Below are 13,364 nucleotides of genomic sequence, written 5' to 3'. Positions count from 1 at the left end.
GCGTTCCGGCCCAGTCTGCACGCGGCTGCCCGGGGCGGCGTACGGCCGACAGCGGGGGTCTGGGGGCGCAGCCCCCAGGGGATGGGAACGGGTAAGGGCGGCGGGGCGAGATAGCGTGCACCCTCATGCGCACCATCCTCCTTACGGGCCCAGGCGGCTCCGGCCGCACCACCCTCGCCGCGGCCACCGCACTGACCGCGGCGCGCGACGGCACCCCCACCCTCGTCCTCAGCACCGACCGCACCGACACCCTCGGCGCCGCCCTCGGCATCCAGACCGGCCCCAACCCGGTCTCCGTACCAGGCGTCCCCCACCTCACCGCCTGGCGCCCCGACGCCGCCGACCGCTTCCGCGCCGACCTCACCGCCTTCCAGGACCGCGCCAAGAACGTCCTCGACTTCCTCGGCGCCTCCCGGCTCGACCCCGAGGAACTCACCCCCCTCCCCGGCGCCGAGGAACTCGCCCTCCTGCGCGCCCTGCGCGACGCCGCGCTCTCCGAGGCGTACGGCCTCCTGGTCGTCGACCTCCCGCCCACCCCGCAGGCACTCGCCCTCCTCGCCCTCCCCGACGAACTCCGCCGCTATCTGCGCCGCCTCCTCCCGGCCGAACGCCAGGCCGCCCGCGCCCTGCGCCCCGTACTCGGCCGCCTCGCCGGCGTCCCGATGCCCGCGGACTGGCTGTACGACGCCGCCGCCCGCTGGGACGTGGAACTGGCCGCCGTCACCGCGGTCGTCGAGGACCCGGGCACGGTCGTACGACTGGTCGCCGAACCCGGCCCGGCCGGCACCGACGCCGTACGCGCCGCCATCACCGGAATCGCCCTGCGCGGCCTGCGCGCGGACATGCTGATCGCCAACCGGGTCCTGCCGGAACCCTCCATCGACCCCTGGCTCGCCTCCGTCACCGCCCAGCAGCGCAAGGCCCTGGAGGACTGGCCGGAGAAGTACGCCCTCCCTCTCCACCAGGTCCCGCACCTCGGGCGCGACCCGCGCGGCACCGACGACCTGGTCGCGCTCCGCGCCCCCGGCGTCAACCGGACCACCGCCACCGTCGAGTGGCCCGTCACCGATCACCTCGCCGACGACGGCGTGCTCGTCTGGCACATCCCGCTGCCCGGCGCGATACGCGACGACCTCGACCTGGTCAGGCGCGGCGACGATCTCGTCCTCACCGTCGGCCCGTTCCGCCGTATCGTTCCGTTGCCCTCGGCGCTGCGCCGCTGCACGGTGGCCGGGGCCGCCCTGCGCGAGGGTGAGCTGAGGATCCGTTTCGCGCCGGACCCGGATCTGTGGCCGCAGACACGATGAACCGCCCGCACCCGTTCGGGTACCGTCAAAGAGACGAACCGTAGTCAGGAGTCCGCCATGAGCGAAGAGCGCCCCACACCCGACGCCGCTCAGGGGGACGCGGCCGACGAGGCACCGTACGAGACGCGCGCCACCGACGCCGACGCCTGGGCCAAGGCCTGCGCCGAGGACCTCGAAGCGGAGAAGGCCCGCCGCCGGGCCCGGTACGGCCCGCCCCCCGGCTCCGCGGCCGAGGAACTGCGCAAGCTCGTCGACGCCGTCTCGGACAAGCTGTCGTCCCTGCAGTCACCGCTGCTCGGCGCGGTAGCCCAGGGCACCGCCCAGCAGGTGGTGCAGCAGGTCGTCCAGCAGGCCAAGGCCGCCGTCGAACCGGTGATCGAACGCAATCCGGACGTCTTCGACCACCTGGCCGCCGCCGGCAACGAACTGCTCGCCGCCTACCGCTCGGCCGTCGAGTCCCAGGAACGCCGCTGGTCTGCCAGGGAGACCGACCGGGCGAAGAACTGGGGCGAGGACCGGGGCGAGGGCACCGGTTCCGGCGAGCGCATCGACCTGGACTGACACCCTCCTCGCCGGGGCCCTGTCGCCCTCCCGCCGGGCCCGCCCACGGTGCGGACGACGGGAACCCGGCGACAGGGGCTCGGGTACGGTTGGCCGTAGCGGGGCTCGACCGAAACTGAGGGATTCATGGGACTCACCATCGGCGTCGATATCGGCGGCACGAAGATCGCGGCCGGTGTGGTCGACGAGGAAGGCAACATCCTCTCGACCCACAAGGTGCCGACCCCGGGCACGCCCGAGGGCATCGTGGACGCCATCGCCGCCGCCGTCGAGGGCGCGCGCGCCGGGCACGAGATCGTGGGCGTCGGCATCGGCGCCGCCGGATACGTGAACCGCCAGCGTTCCACGGTCTACTTCGCGCCCAACATCGACTGGCGCCAGGAACCGCTGAAGGACAAGGTCGAGGCACGCGTGGGCCTGCCGGTCGTCGTCGAGAACGACGCGAACGCGGCGGCGTGGGGCGAGTACAAGTTCGGCGCGGGCAAGGGCCACCGCAACGTCATCTGCATCACCCTGGGCACCGGCCTCGGCGGCGGCATCATCATCGGCAACAAGCTGCGCCGCGGCCACTTCGGAGTGGCCGCCGAGTTCGGCCACATCCGTGTGGTCCCGGACGGTCTGCAGTGCGGCTGCGGCAGCCAGGGCTGCTGGGAGCAGTACGCGTCGGGGCGGGCCCTCGTGCGGTACGCGAAGCAGCGCGCCAACGCGACGCCCGAGAACGCCGAGGTGCTCCTCTCCCTCGGCGACGGCACCCCGGACGGCATCGAGGGCAAGCACATCTCGATGGCCGCGAGACAGGGCGACGCCGTCGCCGTCGACTCGTACCGCGAACTGGCCCGCTGGGCCGGCGCCGGCCTCGCCGACCTGGCCTCCCTCTTCGACCCCTCCGCCTTCATCGTCGGCGGCGGCCTCTCGGACGAGGGCGAACTGGTCCTCGACCCCATCCGCAAGTCCTACAAACGCTGGCTGGTAGGCGGCAACTGGCGCCCGGTGGCCGACGTCATCGCCGCCCAACTGGGCAACAAGGCAGGCATGGTGGGAGCAGCGGACCTGGCCCGCGAACCCGACCCGATCATGTAAAACCCCCTTTGGCTGAACCAGGCCCGCCGTACCTCAAGGAGGAGGAACGGCGGGCTTTGTCATGCTGTCAGGGGCAGCGAACCCAGGGGCGCGGGGAACTGCGCGAAAAACCCACCGGCCGCCGCCCGGCCAACAACCGCACCCCCCACGGCGAGTTCCCGGTATTCCCCCCAACCGGCCTCCGTATCTTGACCACCATGGCGACGAACCCCCCGCTCCCCACCCCCCGCACAAACCCCGACGGTTCCGCCGTCATCCGCGTCCTCAGCTACAACATCCGCTCCATGCGAGACGACACCACAGCCCTCGCCCGAGTCATCACCGCCTGCACCCCCGACCTCGTCCTCATCCAAGAAGCCCCCCGCTTCTTCCGCTGGCGCAAAAAACTCGCCCGCCTCGCATCCGCCTCCGGCCAGGTACTCCTCTCCGGCGGCGCCACCGCCGCCGGCCCCGCCCTCCTCTGCTCCCTGCGCGCGACAGTCGAACGCACCGAGGACGTCCTCCTCCCGCTCACCCCCGGCCAGCACCGCAGAGGCTTCGCCACGGCGGTCGTCCGCTTCGGGGGCGCCCGGCTCGGCGTACTGAGCTGTCACCTCAGCCTGCAGAACGACGAGCGGTACGAGCAGTCGGGCCTGCTCCTGGACCGGCTCGCCGCACTGGACGTACCGCACGCGGTCGCGGGCGGCGACCTCAACGAACGCCCCGCAGGCCGCAGCTTCCGCCGTCTGTCCACCGACCTCCAGGACTGCTGGGCCACGGCCCCCTGGGGCACGGAGTACACGTCGACCCCCACCGACCCGCACCAGCGGATCGACGCGATCCTGGCGACGCCGGGCATCGAGGTCCTGGGCTGCGGGGTGCCGACGGGCCTGTCAGGCGTGACGGAGCCGGATCTGAGGGCGGCGACAGATCACCTGCCCGTGCTGGCGGCATTGCGTGTACCGGCAGCCTGAGCCCAGTCCGCCGGGCGGAGTCCGGCGCAGCCGCCCGACGCCTGTGAGGCCCCCTGGGGCCGAGCAGTGCGAGGGCGGCATCGAGAGGTTCTGCCCATCTCCCGGTCCTGGCCGCCCTCAGAATTCCTGCACCCTGAATCAGGATTCCTGCATCCTGAAGTGGACGACGGTGGTCGTCAGACCACAGCCCCCCGCCCCGGATCCTCCTCGTCGTCCTCGTCGCCCTTCATGCGCATCACCAGCGTCGCGAACCCGCCGAGGAACCCGCCGATGCCCAGTGTCGTCAGCCACCAGGTCATGTCCCAGCCCAGCAGTACGGCGAGCAGCAGCAGGAGCGGGCCGCCGAGGACCGCCAGCCAGGCGAACCGGGCGGTCGTGTCGGCGGCGGGCAGCGGAGGCGGCTCCGGCGGGACGAAGTGGCCCTCGTCGTCATCGTCGAAGTCGTCCTCGGTCGCGTCCGGCGCCGAGTAGTCGCGCGGGCCACCGCCGCCGACGCCGGGGGCGAAGGCGACGGAGCTGCCCAGCGGCTTCGGGGGCTGCCCGTCGCCCTTGGCCACCTTGTCGGCGTTGCCCTTCGGGTCGGGGTCGCCGGAGTCACCGGTCTCGTCGTTCGTGTCCGATTCGAGCAGCGCGAGATCCTCGACCGACTTGAACGGCTTGGCGCCGGGCGGGTCCGGCGGCTCGTCGCCGTACGCCTCGACGATCGCGGCCCACGCGGCCGCCTCGTCGAAGGGCACGCCCTTCTCCTCCGGCTCGCGGTCGGAGTCGTGCTCAGCCACCCGTGGCCGTCCCTTCCTGCTGCCCCACTTGGTCTCCCTGCCGGCTCTGGTGCGGCACCTGTACGTCCCCCGAGTCCTCGCCCGAGTCCGTGGCTTCCTTGCCGGCCGCGGGTGCGAGCCGGAGGACGAACGCGTGGCTCTCCTCGAAGATCCGGTCCGCATCATGGTCCAACGTCGCGACGTGGTAGCTCTGTTCCAGCAGGATCTCCGTCACGTCCCTCGACGAAACGCGGCTCAGGATCCGGGCCGAGTCGGCCGGCGGCACCACATGGTCCTGCGGGCTGTGCAGAAGCAGCACCGGTTGTGTGACCTGCGGCAGTTCACCGTCCACCAGGCGGTAGAACTGTCGCATCGAGTGCGCCGCGTGCAGCGGGACCCGGGGGTAGCCGACCTCCTCGACGCCCTCCTTCTTTATGTCGCTCACGATGCCGGGCACCGAGGGCACGACATGACGCAGTACCGGAAGGGCGTACGCGGCAAGGCCGTGCACCTTGTTCGCCGGGTTGACGACCACGATGCCGCTGATCCGATCGCCGTACCGCGCGGCGAGCCGCAGGGTCAGGGCGCCGCCCATCGACAGACCGAAGACGAACACCTGAGCGCAGCGCGCCAGCAGGGCGCGCAGCTCGCGGTCCACCTCCGCGTACCAGTCCTGCCAGCCGGTGAGCTGCATGTCCTCCCAGCGCGTGCCGTGCCCGGGCAGCAGCGGCAGCGAGACGGTCAGTCCGCGCTCGGCGAGGTACTCCGCCCAGGGGCGCAGCGACTGAGGGGAACCGGTGAAGCCGTGACAGAGGAGGACTCCGACCTCCCCGCCCTCATGGCGGTACGGCTCGGCTCCAGGAAGGACCGGCACCATCGGTCTCCTGTTCATGGGAAGGGTGACTGGGGCGGGTGATCACACGAGGAAGCCCCGAGGCTCCGAGGCGTACTTCACCGTACGCGACCGCACTGACACCGACCAGGGCCGTCGGGCTCTTTGACAGTGCTGCGGGTTAAGGTCTGATCGAACAGACACAGGAGGAACTCGGTTGTTGTACGGCGCGATGAAGGTTTCCGTCGGGGTGCCGCTGAAGCTTGCCTTCAGGCCCTGGGTGGAGGGCCTGGAGAACGTTCCGGCCGACGGCCCGGCGATCCTGGCGAGCAATCACCTGTCCTTCTCCGACTCGTTCTTCCTCCCCGCGGTCCTGGACCGCAAGGTCACCTTCATCGCGAAGGCCGAGTACTTCACGACGCCCGGCCTCAAGGGCCGGATGACCGCCGCCTTCTTCAGGGGCGTCGGCCAGCTCCCGGTGGACCGCTCCGGGGCACGCGGCGCCGGCGAGGCCGCGATCAGGAGCGGCGTCGAAGTCATCGAGCGCGGTGAGCTGTTCGGCATCTACCCGGAGGGCACGCGCTCGCCCGACGGCCGCCTCTACCGGGGCAAGCCCGGCGGCCTCGCGCGCGTGGCGCTCGCGACCGGGGCGCCGGTGATCCCGGTCGCGATGATCGACACCGAGAAGATCCAGCCGCCGGGCAAGGTGATGCCCAAGCTGATGCGCCCGGGCATCCGCATCGGCGAGCCGCTCGACTTCAGCCGGTACCACGGCATGGAACACGACCGCTTCGTGCTCCGCGCCGTGACCGACGAGGTCATGTACGAAATCATGAAGCTCTCCGGCCAGGAGTACGTCGACATCTACGCGTCGGCCGCCAAGCGCCAGATCGCGGACGCGGCGAAGGCCGAGAAGCAGGCGCAGAAGGCGCTGGAGAAGGAACGCGCGGGCGCCAAGTAGCAGCATCACGGGGCGGGTTCGGGGGATGGTGGGGAACATGGCCGTACGCGAGAAGGCCGTAGCGGTACGCGGCAGGGGCGGGCGTCCGAAGGTGATGCGGATGTCGGTCGAGCAGCCGCTGTGGCGTGCGCTCACCGGCTACCGGATCATGACGATGCTGTACGCGATCGGGCTCTTCGCCAACTCGTACGAGGGGTTCGCCCGGCCCTGGGTGGCCGTCGCCTACTTCTCCGTGCTGTTCGTCTGGACCCTCGCGACCCTCCCCAAGGTGGCCAACGCGGCCAGCTGCACCAAGCGCTTCCTCACCGCCGACCTGACCATCGCGCTCGCCGGCATCCTCCTCACGCCCGTCGCCGACGCGCACGAGCGGGTCGCCTCGGGCGGTCCGACGATGCCGTCGATATGGACGGCCGGTTCCGTGCTGGCCTTCGCGATCAAGGGCGGCTGGCGCTGGGCGGCCTTCGCCTCGACGCTGGTCGCCGCCGCGAACCTGGTCGAGCGGGGTTCCCCGGCCCGGGACACCGTCCACAACGTGGTCCTGGTGTGGGTCGCCTCCATCGCCATCGGGTACGTCGTCGAGGTCGCCCGCGCCTCCGAGCGGACCCTCGCCCGCGCCCTGGAGATCGAGGCCGCGACCCGCGAACGGGAGCGGCTCGCCCGGGACATCCACGACAGCGTCCTCCAGGTACTGGCGATGGTGCAGCGGCGCGGCGCCGTGCTCGGCGGCGAGGCGGGGGAACTGGGCCGGATGGCCGGCGAGCAGGAGGTCGCGCTGCGCGCCCTGGTCTCCGGCGGCCTCGTAGCGGGGGCACGGGCGCCGGAGCACGCGGGACCGGGGGTGCCCATCACCGTCGTACACACGACAGACGAGTCCGAGCCGGACTCACCGGACCCCGTCGACCTGCGCACCCTGCTCGTCCCGTACGCCACCTCGACGATCACCCTCTCCGAGCCCGGCGCCCCCGTGCCGCTCGCCCGGGCCGCCGCGAAGGAGCTGGCCGCGGCGGTCGGCGCCGCGCTGGACAACGTACGGAAGCATGCCGGGGACGGGGCCAGGGCCTGGATCCTGGTCGAGGACGAGCCGGACTCGGTCGTTGTGACCGTGCGCGACGACGGGCCCGGCATCCCGGAGGGGCGGCTCGCGCAGGCCGAGGGCGAGGGGCGGCTCGGCGTGGCCCAGTCGATCCGTGGCCGGCTGCGCGATCTCGGCGGCGGCGCCGAGCTGATCTCGGTGCCGGGGCAGGGCACGGAGGTCGAACTGACGGTACCGAAGGACAAGAACGCGGCACGGGGGAAGGCGGAGAAGCGATGACGGACACCGGCAGCGAGACCGTGAACGGGGACGAGGTGCGGGGGCCGCTCCGCGTGATGGTGGTGGACGACCACCCCATGTGGCGCGACGCGGTCGCCCGCGACCTCGCCGAGTCCGGGTTCGACGTGGTCGCTACGGCGGGCGACGGCGAGCAGGCCGTACGCCGGGCCAGGGCCGTCGCGCCGGACGTCCTCGTGCTCGACCTGAACCTGCCCGCCAAGCCCGGCGTCCAGGTCTGCAAGGAACTGGTCGGGTCCAACCCCGCCCTGCGCGTCCTGGTCCTCTCGGCGAGCGGCGAGCACGCCGACGTACTGGAGGCCGTGAAGTCGGGCGCCACCGGCTATCTGCTGAAGTCGGCCTCGACCGAGGAACTGCTGGACGCGGTGCGCCGTACAGCGGTCGGCGACCCCGTCTTCACCCCGGGTCTGGCCGGTCTGGTCCTCGGCGAGTACCGTCGCCTCGCCTCCGAACCGGCCCCGGCCGCGGGCGCCGACGAGCCCAAGGCCCCGCAGCTCACCGACCGCGAGACGGAGGTGCTGCGGCTGGTGGCCAAGGGCCTCAGCTACAAGCAGATCGCCGAACGCCTGGTCATCTCCCACCGCACGGTCCAGAACCACGTACAGAACACCCTCGGCAAGCTCCAACTGCACAACCGGGTGGAACTGGTGCGCTACGCGATACAGCGCGGCCTCGACGACGAGTGACCGGGCGGCCAGTCAGGAGCCTCGACGCCGCGTGAGACGCACGTCACACTGATCCTTCGTCACGTATCCGCGGCGAAGGGACATTTCCATGCGCGTCGGAGTACTGACCGGAGGCGGCGACTGCCCCGGGCTCAACGCCGTCATCCGGGCCATCGTCCGCAAGGGCGTACAGGAGTACGACTACGACTTCGTCGGCTTCCGGGACGGCTGGCGAGGTCCACTGGAGGGCACCAGCGTGCGCCTCGACATCCCCGCCGTGCGCGGCATCCTCCCGCGCGGCGGCACGATCCTCGGCTCCTCCCGCACCAACCCGCTCAAGCAGGAGAACGGCATCGCCCGCATCCGGGAGACCCTCGCCACCCAGCAGGTCGACGCGCTCATTGCGATCGGCGGCGAGGACACCCTCGGGGTCGCGGCCCGTCTCACCGACGAACACGGGATCCCGGTCGTCGGCGTACCGAAGACGATCGACAACGACCTGTCCGCCACCGACTACACCTTCGGCTTCGACACCGCGGTCGGCATCGCGACGGAGGCGATCGACCGGCTGCACACCACCGCCGAGTCGCACATGCGCGTCCTCGTCTGCGAGGTGATGGGCCGGCACGCGGGCTGGATAGCGATCCACTCCGGGCTCGCGGGCGGCGCCAACGTCATCCTCATCCCCGAACACCGTTTCGACGTCGACCAGGTCTGCGCCTGGGTGACCTCACGGTTCAAGGCCTCGTACGCGCCGATCGTGGTCGTCTCCGAGGGCGCGATGCCGAAGGACGGCGACATGGTCCTCAAGGACCAGTCCCTCGACCCCTTCGGGCATGTCCGGCTCTCCGGCGTCGGCGAATGGCTGGCCAAGGAGATCGAGAAACGGACGGGCAAGGAGGCGCGCACCACGGTCCTCGGCCACATCCAGCGCGGCGGCACCCCCAGCGCCTTCGACCGCTGGCTCGCCACCCGCTTCGGCCTGCACGCCATCGACGCGGTCCGCGACGGCGACTTCGGCAAGATGGTCGCCCTGCGCGGCACGGACATCGTCCGCGTCCCGATCGCGGAGGCGACGGCGAAGCTGAAGACGGTCGACCCGAAGCTGTACGAGGAGGTCGGTGTGTTCTTCGGCTGACGGTGGGTGGGGGCTGGTCGCGCAGTTCCCCGCGCCCCTAAAAGCAAAAGACCCGGCCCTACGGGCCTGAAAAGCAGGGGCGCAGCCCCCGCTTTTCAGGGGCGCGGGGAACTGCGCGACCAGCCCCCACCGGGCCCGCGGCCGAGAACTACCGCGCTCGCAGGGACTGAACCCCCGCCACCAACTCCCGTACGACACTCGCCCCGTCCAGCGTCAGCACCGACTCCGGATGGAACTGAACACCCGCGAACCCGGGCCCCCGGACCGCATGCACCTCCCCACCCTCACTCCTGCTGACCTCAACCCCATGCGCCGCCAGCTCCGCCGCAGCCTCGTCGTCGCAGTGCGCCACGAAGCTGTTGTAGAAGCCGACGGTCTCCGTCCGCCCGAACAGATCGATCTCCGTCTGCGCGCCCTGGTACGGCACTTCCTTCCGTACGATCTCCAGCCCCAGCTCCACCGCGATCAGCTCGTGCCCGAGGCAGACACCGAGGACGCCGTGCCGATGATCGCGGAGCACCTCGGCGGTCAGTTCACGCAGGAACCGCATCTTCGGGTCGGCCAGATCGCCCGGATCACCGGGCCCGGGCCCGAGCACCAACGGCCCCTCGTGCCGTACGACGGCCTCCCGCAACCCCGGTTCGTCGTAGCGCCGCACGGTCACATCGAGGCCCGACGACCGCAGGACGTGCGCGAGCATCGCCGTGAAGGTGTCCTCGGCGTCGACGACCAGGGCATGCCCGGTCAGTTCCTCGGTCCGCTCCTGCATTCGCAGCCAGAACGGCGCCAGCGAGGCCCGCCGCCCGTCCAGCGCCGCCCGCACCCGTGGATCGTCCGCGAGCCGAGGCCGTACGCCCGTCTCCCGCGCCCTCCCCGGTACGACCCCCAGCGCCGCCAGCACCCCGGCCGCCTTGGCGTGGGTCTCGGCGACCTCGCTCGCCGGGTCCGAGCCACGGACGAGCGTGGCGCCGACCGGCACCCGCAGCCGTCCGTCCGGCGCGATGTCGGCGGTCCGGATGAGGATCGGCGAGTCGAGGGTCTGGGCCCCGCCCGCATCCCGCCCGACCAGCGCCAACGCCCCCGCGTAGTAGCCGCGCCCACCGACCTCGTGCCGCTCGATGACCCGGCAGGCGTTCTGCACGGGCGACCCGGTGACGGTCGCGGCGAACATGGTCTCCTTCAGCACCTCGCGCACATCCAGGGAGGACCGGCCCCGCAACTCGTACTCCGTGTGCGCGAGATGGGCCATCTCCTTCAGTCGGGGCCCGACCACCACCCCGCCCATGTCGCCGACGGTGCACATCATCTTGAGCTCCTCGTCGACGACCATCGACAGCTCCTCGATCTCCTTGCCGTCGGCGAGGAACGAGAGCAGATGCTCGGGGGTCGGCCCCTCGGCCGGATAGCGGTACGTCCCGCTGATCGGGTTCATGACCACGGTTCCGCCGGACATTCGGACATGTACCTCTGGACTGGCGCCCACCAGCGTCCGCTCCCCGGTGTGCACGACGAACGTCCAGTACGCGCCCCGCTCCCCGACCAGCAGCCGCCGGAACAGCGCGAGGGCGTCGGCGCGTCCGAACCCCGGGATCTCACCCTCGTACGTCCGCCGGATGACGAAGTTCGCCCCCTCGCCGCGCCCGATCTCCTCCCGCAGCACCCGCCCGACGATCTCCGCGTACTCCTCGTCCCCGACGTCGAACCCACCGCCCTCCACCCGCACGTCATGCGCGGGGAGCTGCTCCAGCGCCTCCGCCAGCGGGAGTTCGTACGTCTCCTCGGGCGTGAGCACCGCGAGCGGGGTGCCGTCGTCGCGGACGTCGAAGCCGCGCTCGCGGATCTGGCGGTAGGGGATCAGGGCGAGGCCCTCGTCGGGGATGTCGGCGAGCCGGTCGTACGCGGTCACCGGGCCGAGCAGCAGTTCGACCATGTCGTGATCGTGGCCGGGGGTGCGGCGGCGGAGCAGGGCGAACGGGCGGGTGTCGTGCAGGAGCCGGTCGAGTCGCATGGTTCCTCTTCCATCAATCAATGACTGGATCAGTGATCGGGAGGAACGGCTGCCGGTGCGAGGTTCCGCGGAAACACCGAAGGCCGCCCCTCGGGCGGCCTTCGCGAAGACTTGCGTACGCGCAGTCAGTGGGCCGCCGGGTGAGCGGTCCACCACCAGTTCTGGTTCTGGGTCGGGTGCGCGAACATGCGACGGACCATACACCACGAGTCCCTTGCGCAGCGCGAACCGGCGCACGGACCGGCCATTCCGCCCACCGGACCCGAACGAGCGAACCGTGTCTCACTTGATGAGCAGGCGGTCGGACGCCCGACTTGACCCCGTAATGTTGGGGCCGTGACCGTGAACGCTAAGACCAGCGCCAGCGCTGGCAACACCTGGCGAGACCTGCCCGCGGCGCAGCAGCCCGAGTACCCCGACACCGAGGCTCTGCGCGCAGTCGTTGCGGAGCTGGAGTCGTATCCCCCGCTCGTTTTCGCGGGGGAGTGCGACCAGCTGCGCGCCCGGATGGCGGCCGTCGCCAAGGGAGAGGCGTTCCTCCTCCAGGGCGGCGACTGCGCCGAGTCCTTCGACGCCGTCGGCGCGGAGCACATCCGCGCCAAGCTGAAGACCCTCCTCCAGATGGGCGCCGTCCTCACGTACGCGGCCTCCGTGCCGGTCGTGAAGGTCGGCCGGATCGCCGGCCAGTACTCCAAGCCGCGCTCCAAGGGCACCGAGACCCGCGACGGCGTGACCCTGCCGACCTACCGCGGCGACTCGGTCAACGGCTTCGACTTCGACGAGAAGTCCCGGATCCCGGACCCCGAGCGCCTGAAGCGGATGTACAACGCGTCCGCCTCCACGCTCAACCTGGTCCGCGCCTTCACCACCGGCGGTTACGCCGACCTGCGCCAGGTGCACGCCTGGAACCAGGACTTCGTGAAGTCGTCCCCGTCAGGACAGCGGTACGAGCAGCTGGCCCGTGAGATCGACAACGCGCTGAACTTCATGCGTGCCTGCGGGACGGACCCGGCCGAGTTCCAGACGGTCGAGTTCTACTCCTCGCACGAGGCGCTGCTCCTGGACTACGAGTCGGCGCTGACCCGCGTCGACTCCCGCACCGGACGGCTGTACGACGTCTCGGCGCACATGGTGTGGATCGGTGAGCGCACTCGGCAGCTGGACGGCGCGCACATCGAGTTCGCCTCCCAGGTCCGTAACCCGATCGGCATCAAGCTGGGCCCGACGACGACGGCCGAGGAGGCGCTGCAGTACATCGAGCGTCTCGACCCGGACCGTGAGCCGGGCCGGCTGACCTTCATCGTCCGCATGGGCGCCGACAAGGTCCGGGACAAGCTGCCCGAGCTGGTCGAGAAGGTCACGGCGTCGGGTGCGACGGTGGCCTGGGTGACCGACCCGATGCACGGCAACACCTTCGAGGCGGCCTCCGGTCACAAGACCCGACGCTTCGACGACGTGCTCGACGAGGTCAAGGGCTTCTTCGAGGTCCACAAGGAGCTGGGGACGCACCCCGGCGGTATCCATGTGGAGCTGACGGGCGACGACGTCACCGAGTGCGTGGGCGGCGGCGACGAGATCTTCGTCGACGACCTCCACCACCGCTACGAGACTGCCTGCGACCCCCGCCTGAACCGCAGCCAGTCCCTTGACCTGGCGTTCCTCGTCGCGGAGATGTACCGCGACCAGTAGCAGATCACCAGGCTTTTCGCCTGTTACAGGAGTATGGCGTGGGGCGCGGATCACATACGATCTACGCGGTCGGCGCGGCGTT

General features: G+C 71.1%; 13 protein-coding genes. 9 read left to right on the top strand and 4 right to left on the bottom strand.

Annotated elements, in window-relative coordinates; translation table 11 throughout:
* The first annotated feature begins 125 nt into the window (after window positions 1-125).
* The 4 genes from ACWCRB_RS45260 (at window position 126) to ACWCRB_RS45245 (ending at window position 3,901) form a co-directional block, all read left to right on the top strand.
* On the top strand, window positions 126-1,307 hold the full coding sequence (locus tag ACWCRB_RS45260; protein ID WP_451001641.1) for an ArsA family ATPase: 1,182 nt from the start codon (window positions 126-128) through the stop codon (window positions 1,305-1,307).
* 57 nt (window positions 1,308-1,364) lie between these two features.
* Window positions 1,365-1,868 carry a DUF5304 domain-containing protein gene (locus ACWCRB_RS45255; protein WP_451001640.1) on the top strand — a complete coding sequence of 168 codons (504 nt, stop codon included), beginning with the start codon at window positions 1,365-1,367 and terminating at the stop codon, window positions 1,866-1,868.
* A gap of 126 nt (window positions 1,869-1,994) precedes the next feature.
* Window positions 1,995-2,948: an ROK family glucokinase gene (locus ACWCRB_RS45250; protein ID WP_369035362.1), complete on the top strand. Its 954-nt coding sequence runs from the start codon at window positions 1,995-1,997 to the stop codon at window positions 2,946-2,948.
* A gap of 197 nt (window positions 2,949-3,145) precedes the next feature.
* On the top strand, window positions 3,146-3,901 hold the full coding sequence (locus ACWCRB_RS45245; RefSeq protein WP_451001639.1) for an endonuclease/exonuclease/phosphatase family protein: 756 nt from the start codon (window positions 3,146-3,148) through the stop codon (window positions 3,899-3,901).
* 176 nt (window positions 3,902-4,077) lie between these two features.
* Here the strand turns inward: ACWCRB_RS45245 and ACWCRB_RS45240 are convergent, their stop codons facing one another.
* Together ACWCRB_RS45240 and ACWCRB_RS45235 are read right to left on the bottom strand one after the other, a co-directional pair.
* On the bottom strand, window positions 4,078-4,680 hold the full coding sequence (locus ACWCRB_RS45240; protein ID WP_369035364.1) for a hypothetical protein: 603 nt from the start codon (window positions 4,678-4,680) through the stop codon (window positions 4,078-4,080).
* A complete protein-coding gene (locus ACWCRB_RS45235) occupies window positions 4,673-5,533 on the bottom strand; it encodes an alpha/beta hydrolase (RefSeq protein ID WP_451001642.1) in 861 nt (286 codons plus the stop codon). Before ACWCRB_RS45235 ends, ACWCRB_RS45240 begins: the two co-directional genes overlap by 8 nt.
* A 190-nt stretch (window positions 5,534-5,723) precedes the next feature.
* Between ACWCRB_RS45235 and ACWCRB_RS45230 the strand changes: the two genes are divergently transcribed.
* The 4 genes from ACWCRB_RS45230 to ACWCRB_RS45215 all read left to right on the top strand — a co-directional run bounded on the left by ACWCRB_RS45230 (window position 5,724) and on the right by ACWCRB_RS45215 (window position 9,585).
* Window positions 5,724-6,452 carry a lysophospholipid acyltransferase family protein gene (locus ACWCRB_RS45230; RefSeq protein WP_451001638.1) on the top strand — a complete coding sequence of 243 codons (729 nt, stop codon included), beginning with the start codon at window positions 5,724-5,726 and terminating at the stop codon, window positions 6,450-6,452.
* Between the two features lie 37 nt (window positions 6,453-6,489).
* Window positions 6,490-7,764, top strand: a complete 1,275-nt coding sequence (gene macS, locus ACWCRB_RS45225; RefSeq protein WP_451001637.1) for a MacS family sensor histidine kinase — start codon at window positions 6,490-6,492, stop codon at window positions 7,762-7,764.
* The gene (locus ACWCRB_RS45220) at window positions 7,761-8,468 is read left to right on the top strand and encodes a response regulator (protein WP_405538150.1); all 708 of its coding nucleotides are present in this window, start codon (window positions 7,761-7,763) and stop codon (window positions 8,466-8,468) included. The genes macS and ACWCRB_RS45220 overlap by 4 nt, the downstream gene beginning before the upstream one ends.
* Window positions 8,469-8,556: 88 nt before the next feature.
* The gene (locus tag ACWCRB_RS45215) at window positions 8,557-9,585 is read left to right on the top strand and encodes a 6-phosphofructokinase (RefSeq protein ID WP_451001636.1); all 1,029 of its coding nucleotides are present in this window, start codon (window positions 8,557-8,559) and stop codon (window positions 9,583-9,585) included.
* Between the two features lie 148 nt (window positions 9,586-9,733).
* Here ACWCRB_RS45215 and ACWCRB_RS45210 read toward each other — a convergent pair whose 3' ends face one another.
* The gene (locus ACWCRB_RS45210) at window positions 9,734-11,593 is read right to left on the bottom strand and encodes an anthranilate synthase family protein (RefSeq protein ID WP_451001635.1); all 1,860 of its coding nucleotides are present in this window, start codon (window positions 11,591-11,593) and stop codon (window positions 9,734-9,736) included.
* Window positions 11,594-11,718: 125 nt separating this feature from the next.
* On the bottom strand, window positions 11,719-11,781 hold the full coding sequence (locus ACWCRB_RS45205) for a trp operon leader peptide (protein WP_152776879.1): 63 nt from the start codon (window positions 11,779-11,781) through the stop codon (window positions 11,719-11,721).
* 148 nt (window positions 11,782-11,929) lie between these two features.
* Here ACWCRB_RS45205 and ACWCRB_RS45200 point away from each other — a divergent pair, with 148 nt between their 5' ends.
* On the top strand, window positions 11,930-13,282 hold the full coding sequence (locus tag ACWCRB_RS45200; protein WP_369035371.1) for a class II 3-deoxy-7-phosphoheptulonate synthase: 1,353 nt from the start codon (window positions 11,930-11,932) through the stop codon (window positions 13,280-13,282).
* Window positions 13,283-13,364 lie beyond the last annotated feature (82 nt).

Source organism: Streptomyces sp. NPDC002156 (genome assembly GCF_053593675.1).
Note: the sequence above shows the minus strand (reverse complement) of the source record. Positions and strands in the feature narration are given on the sequence as shown.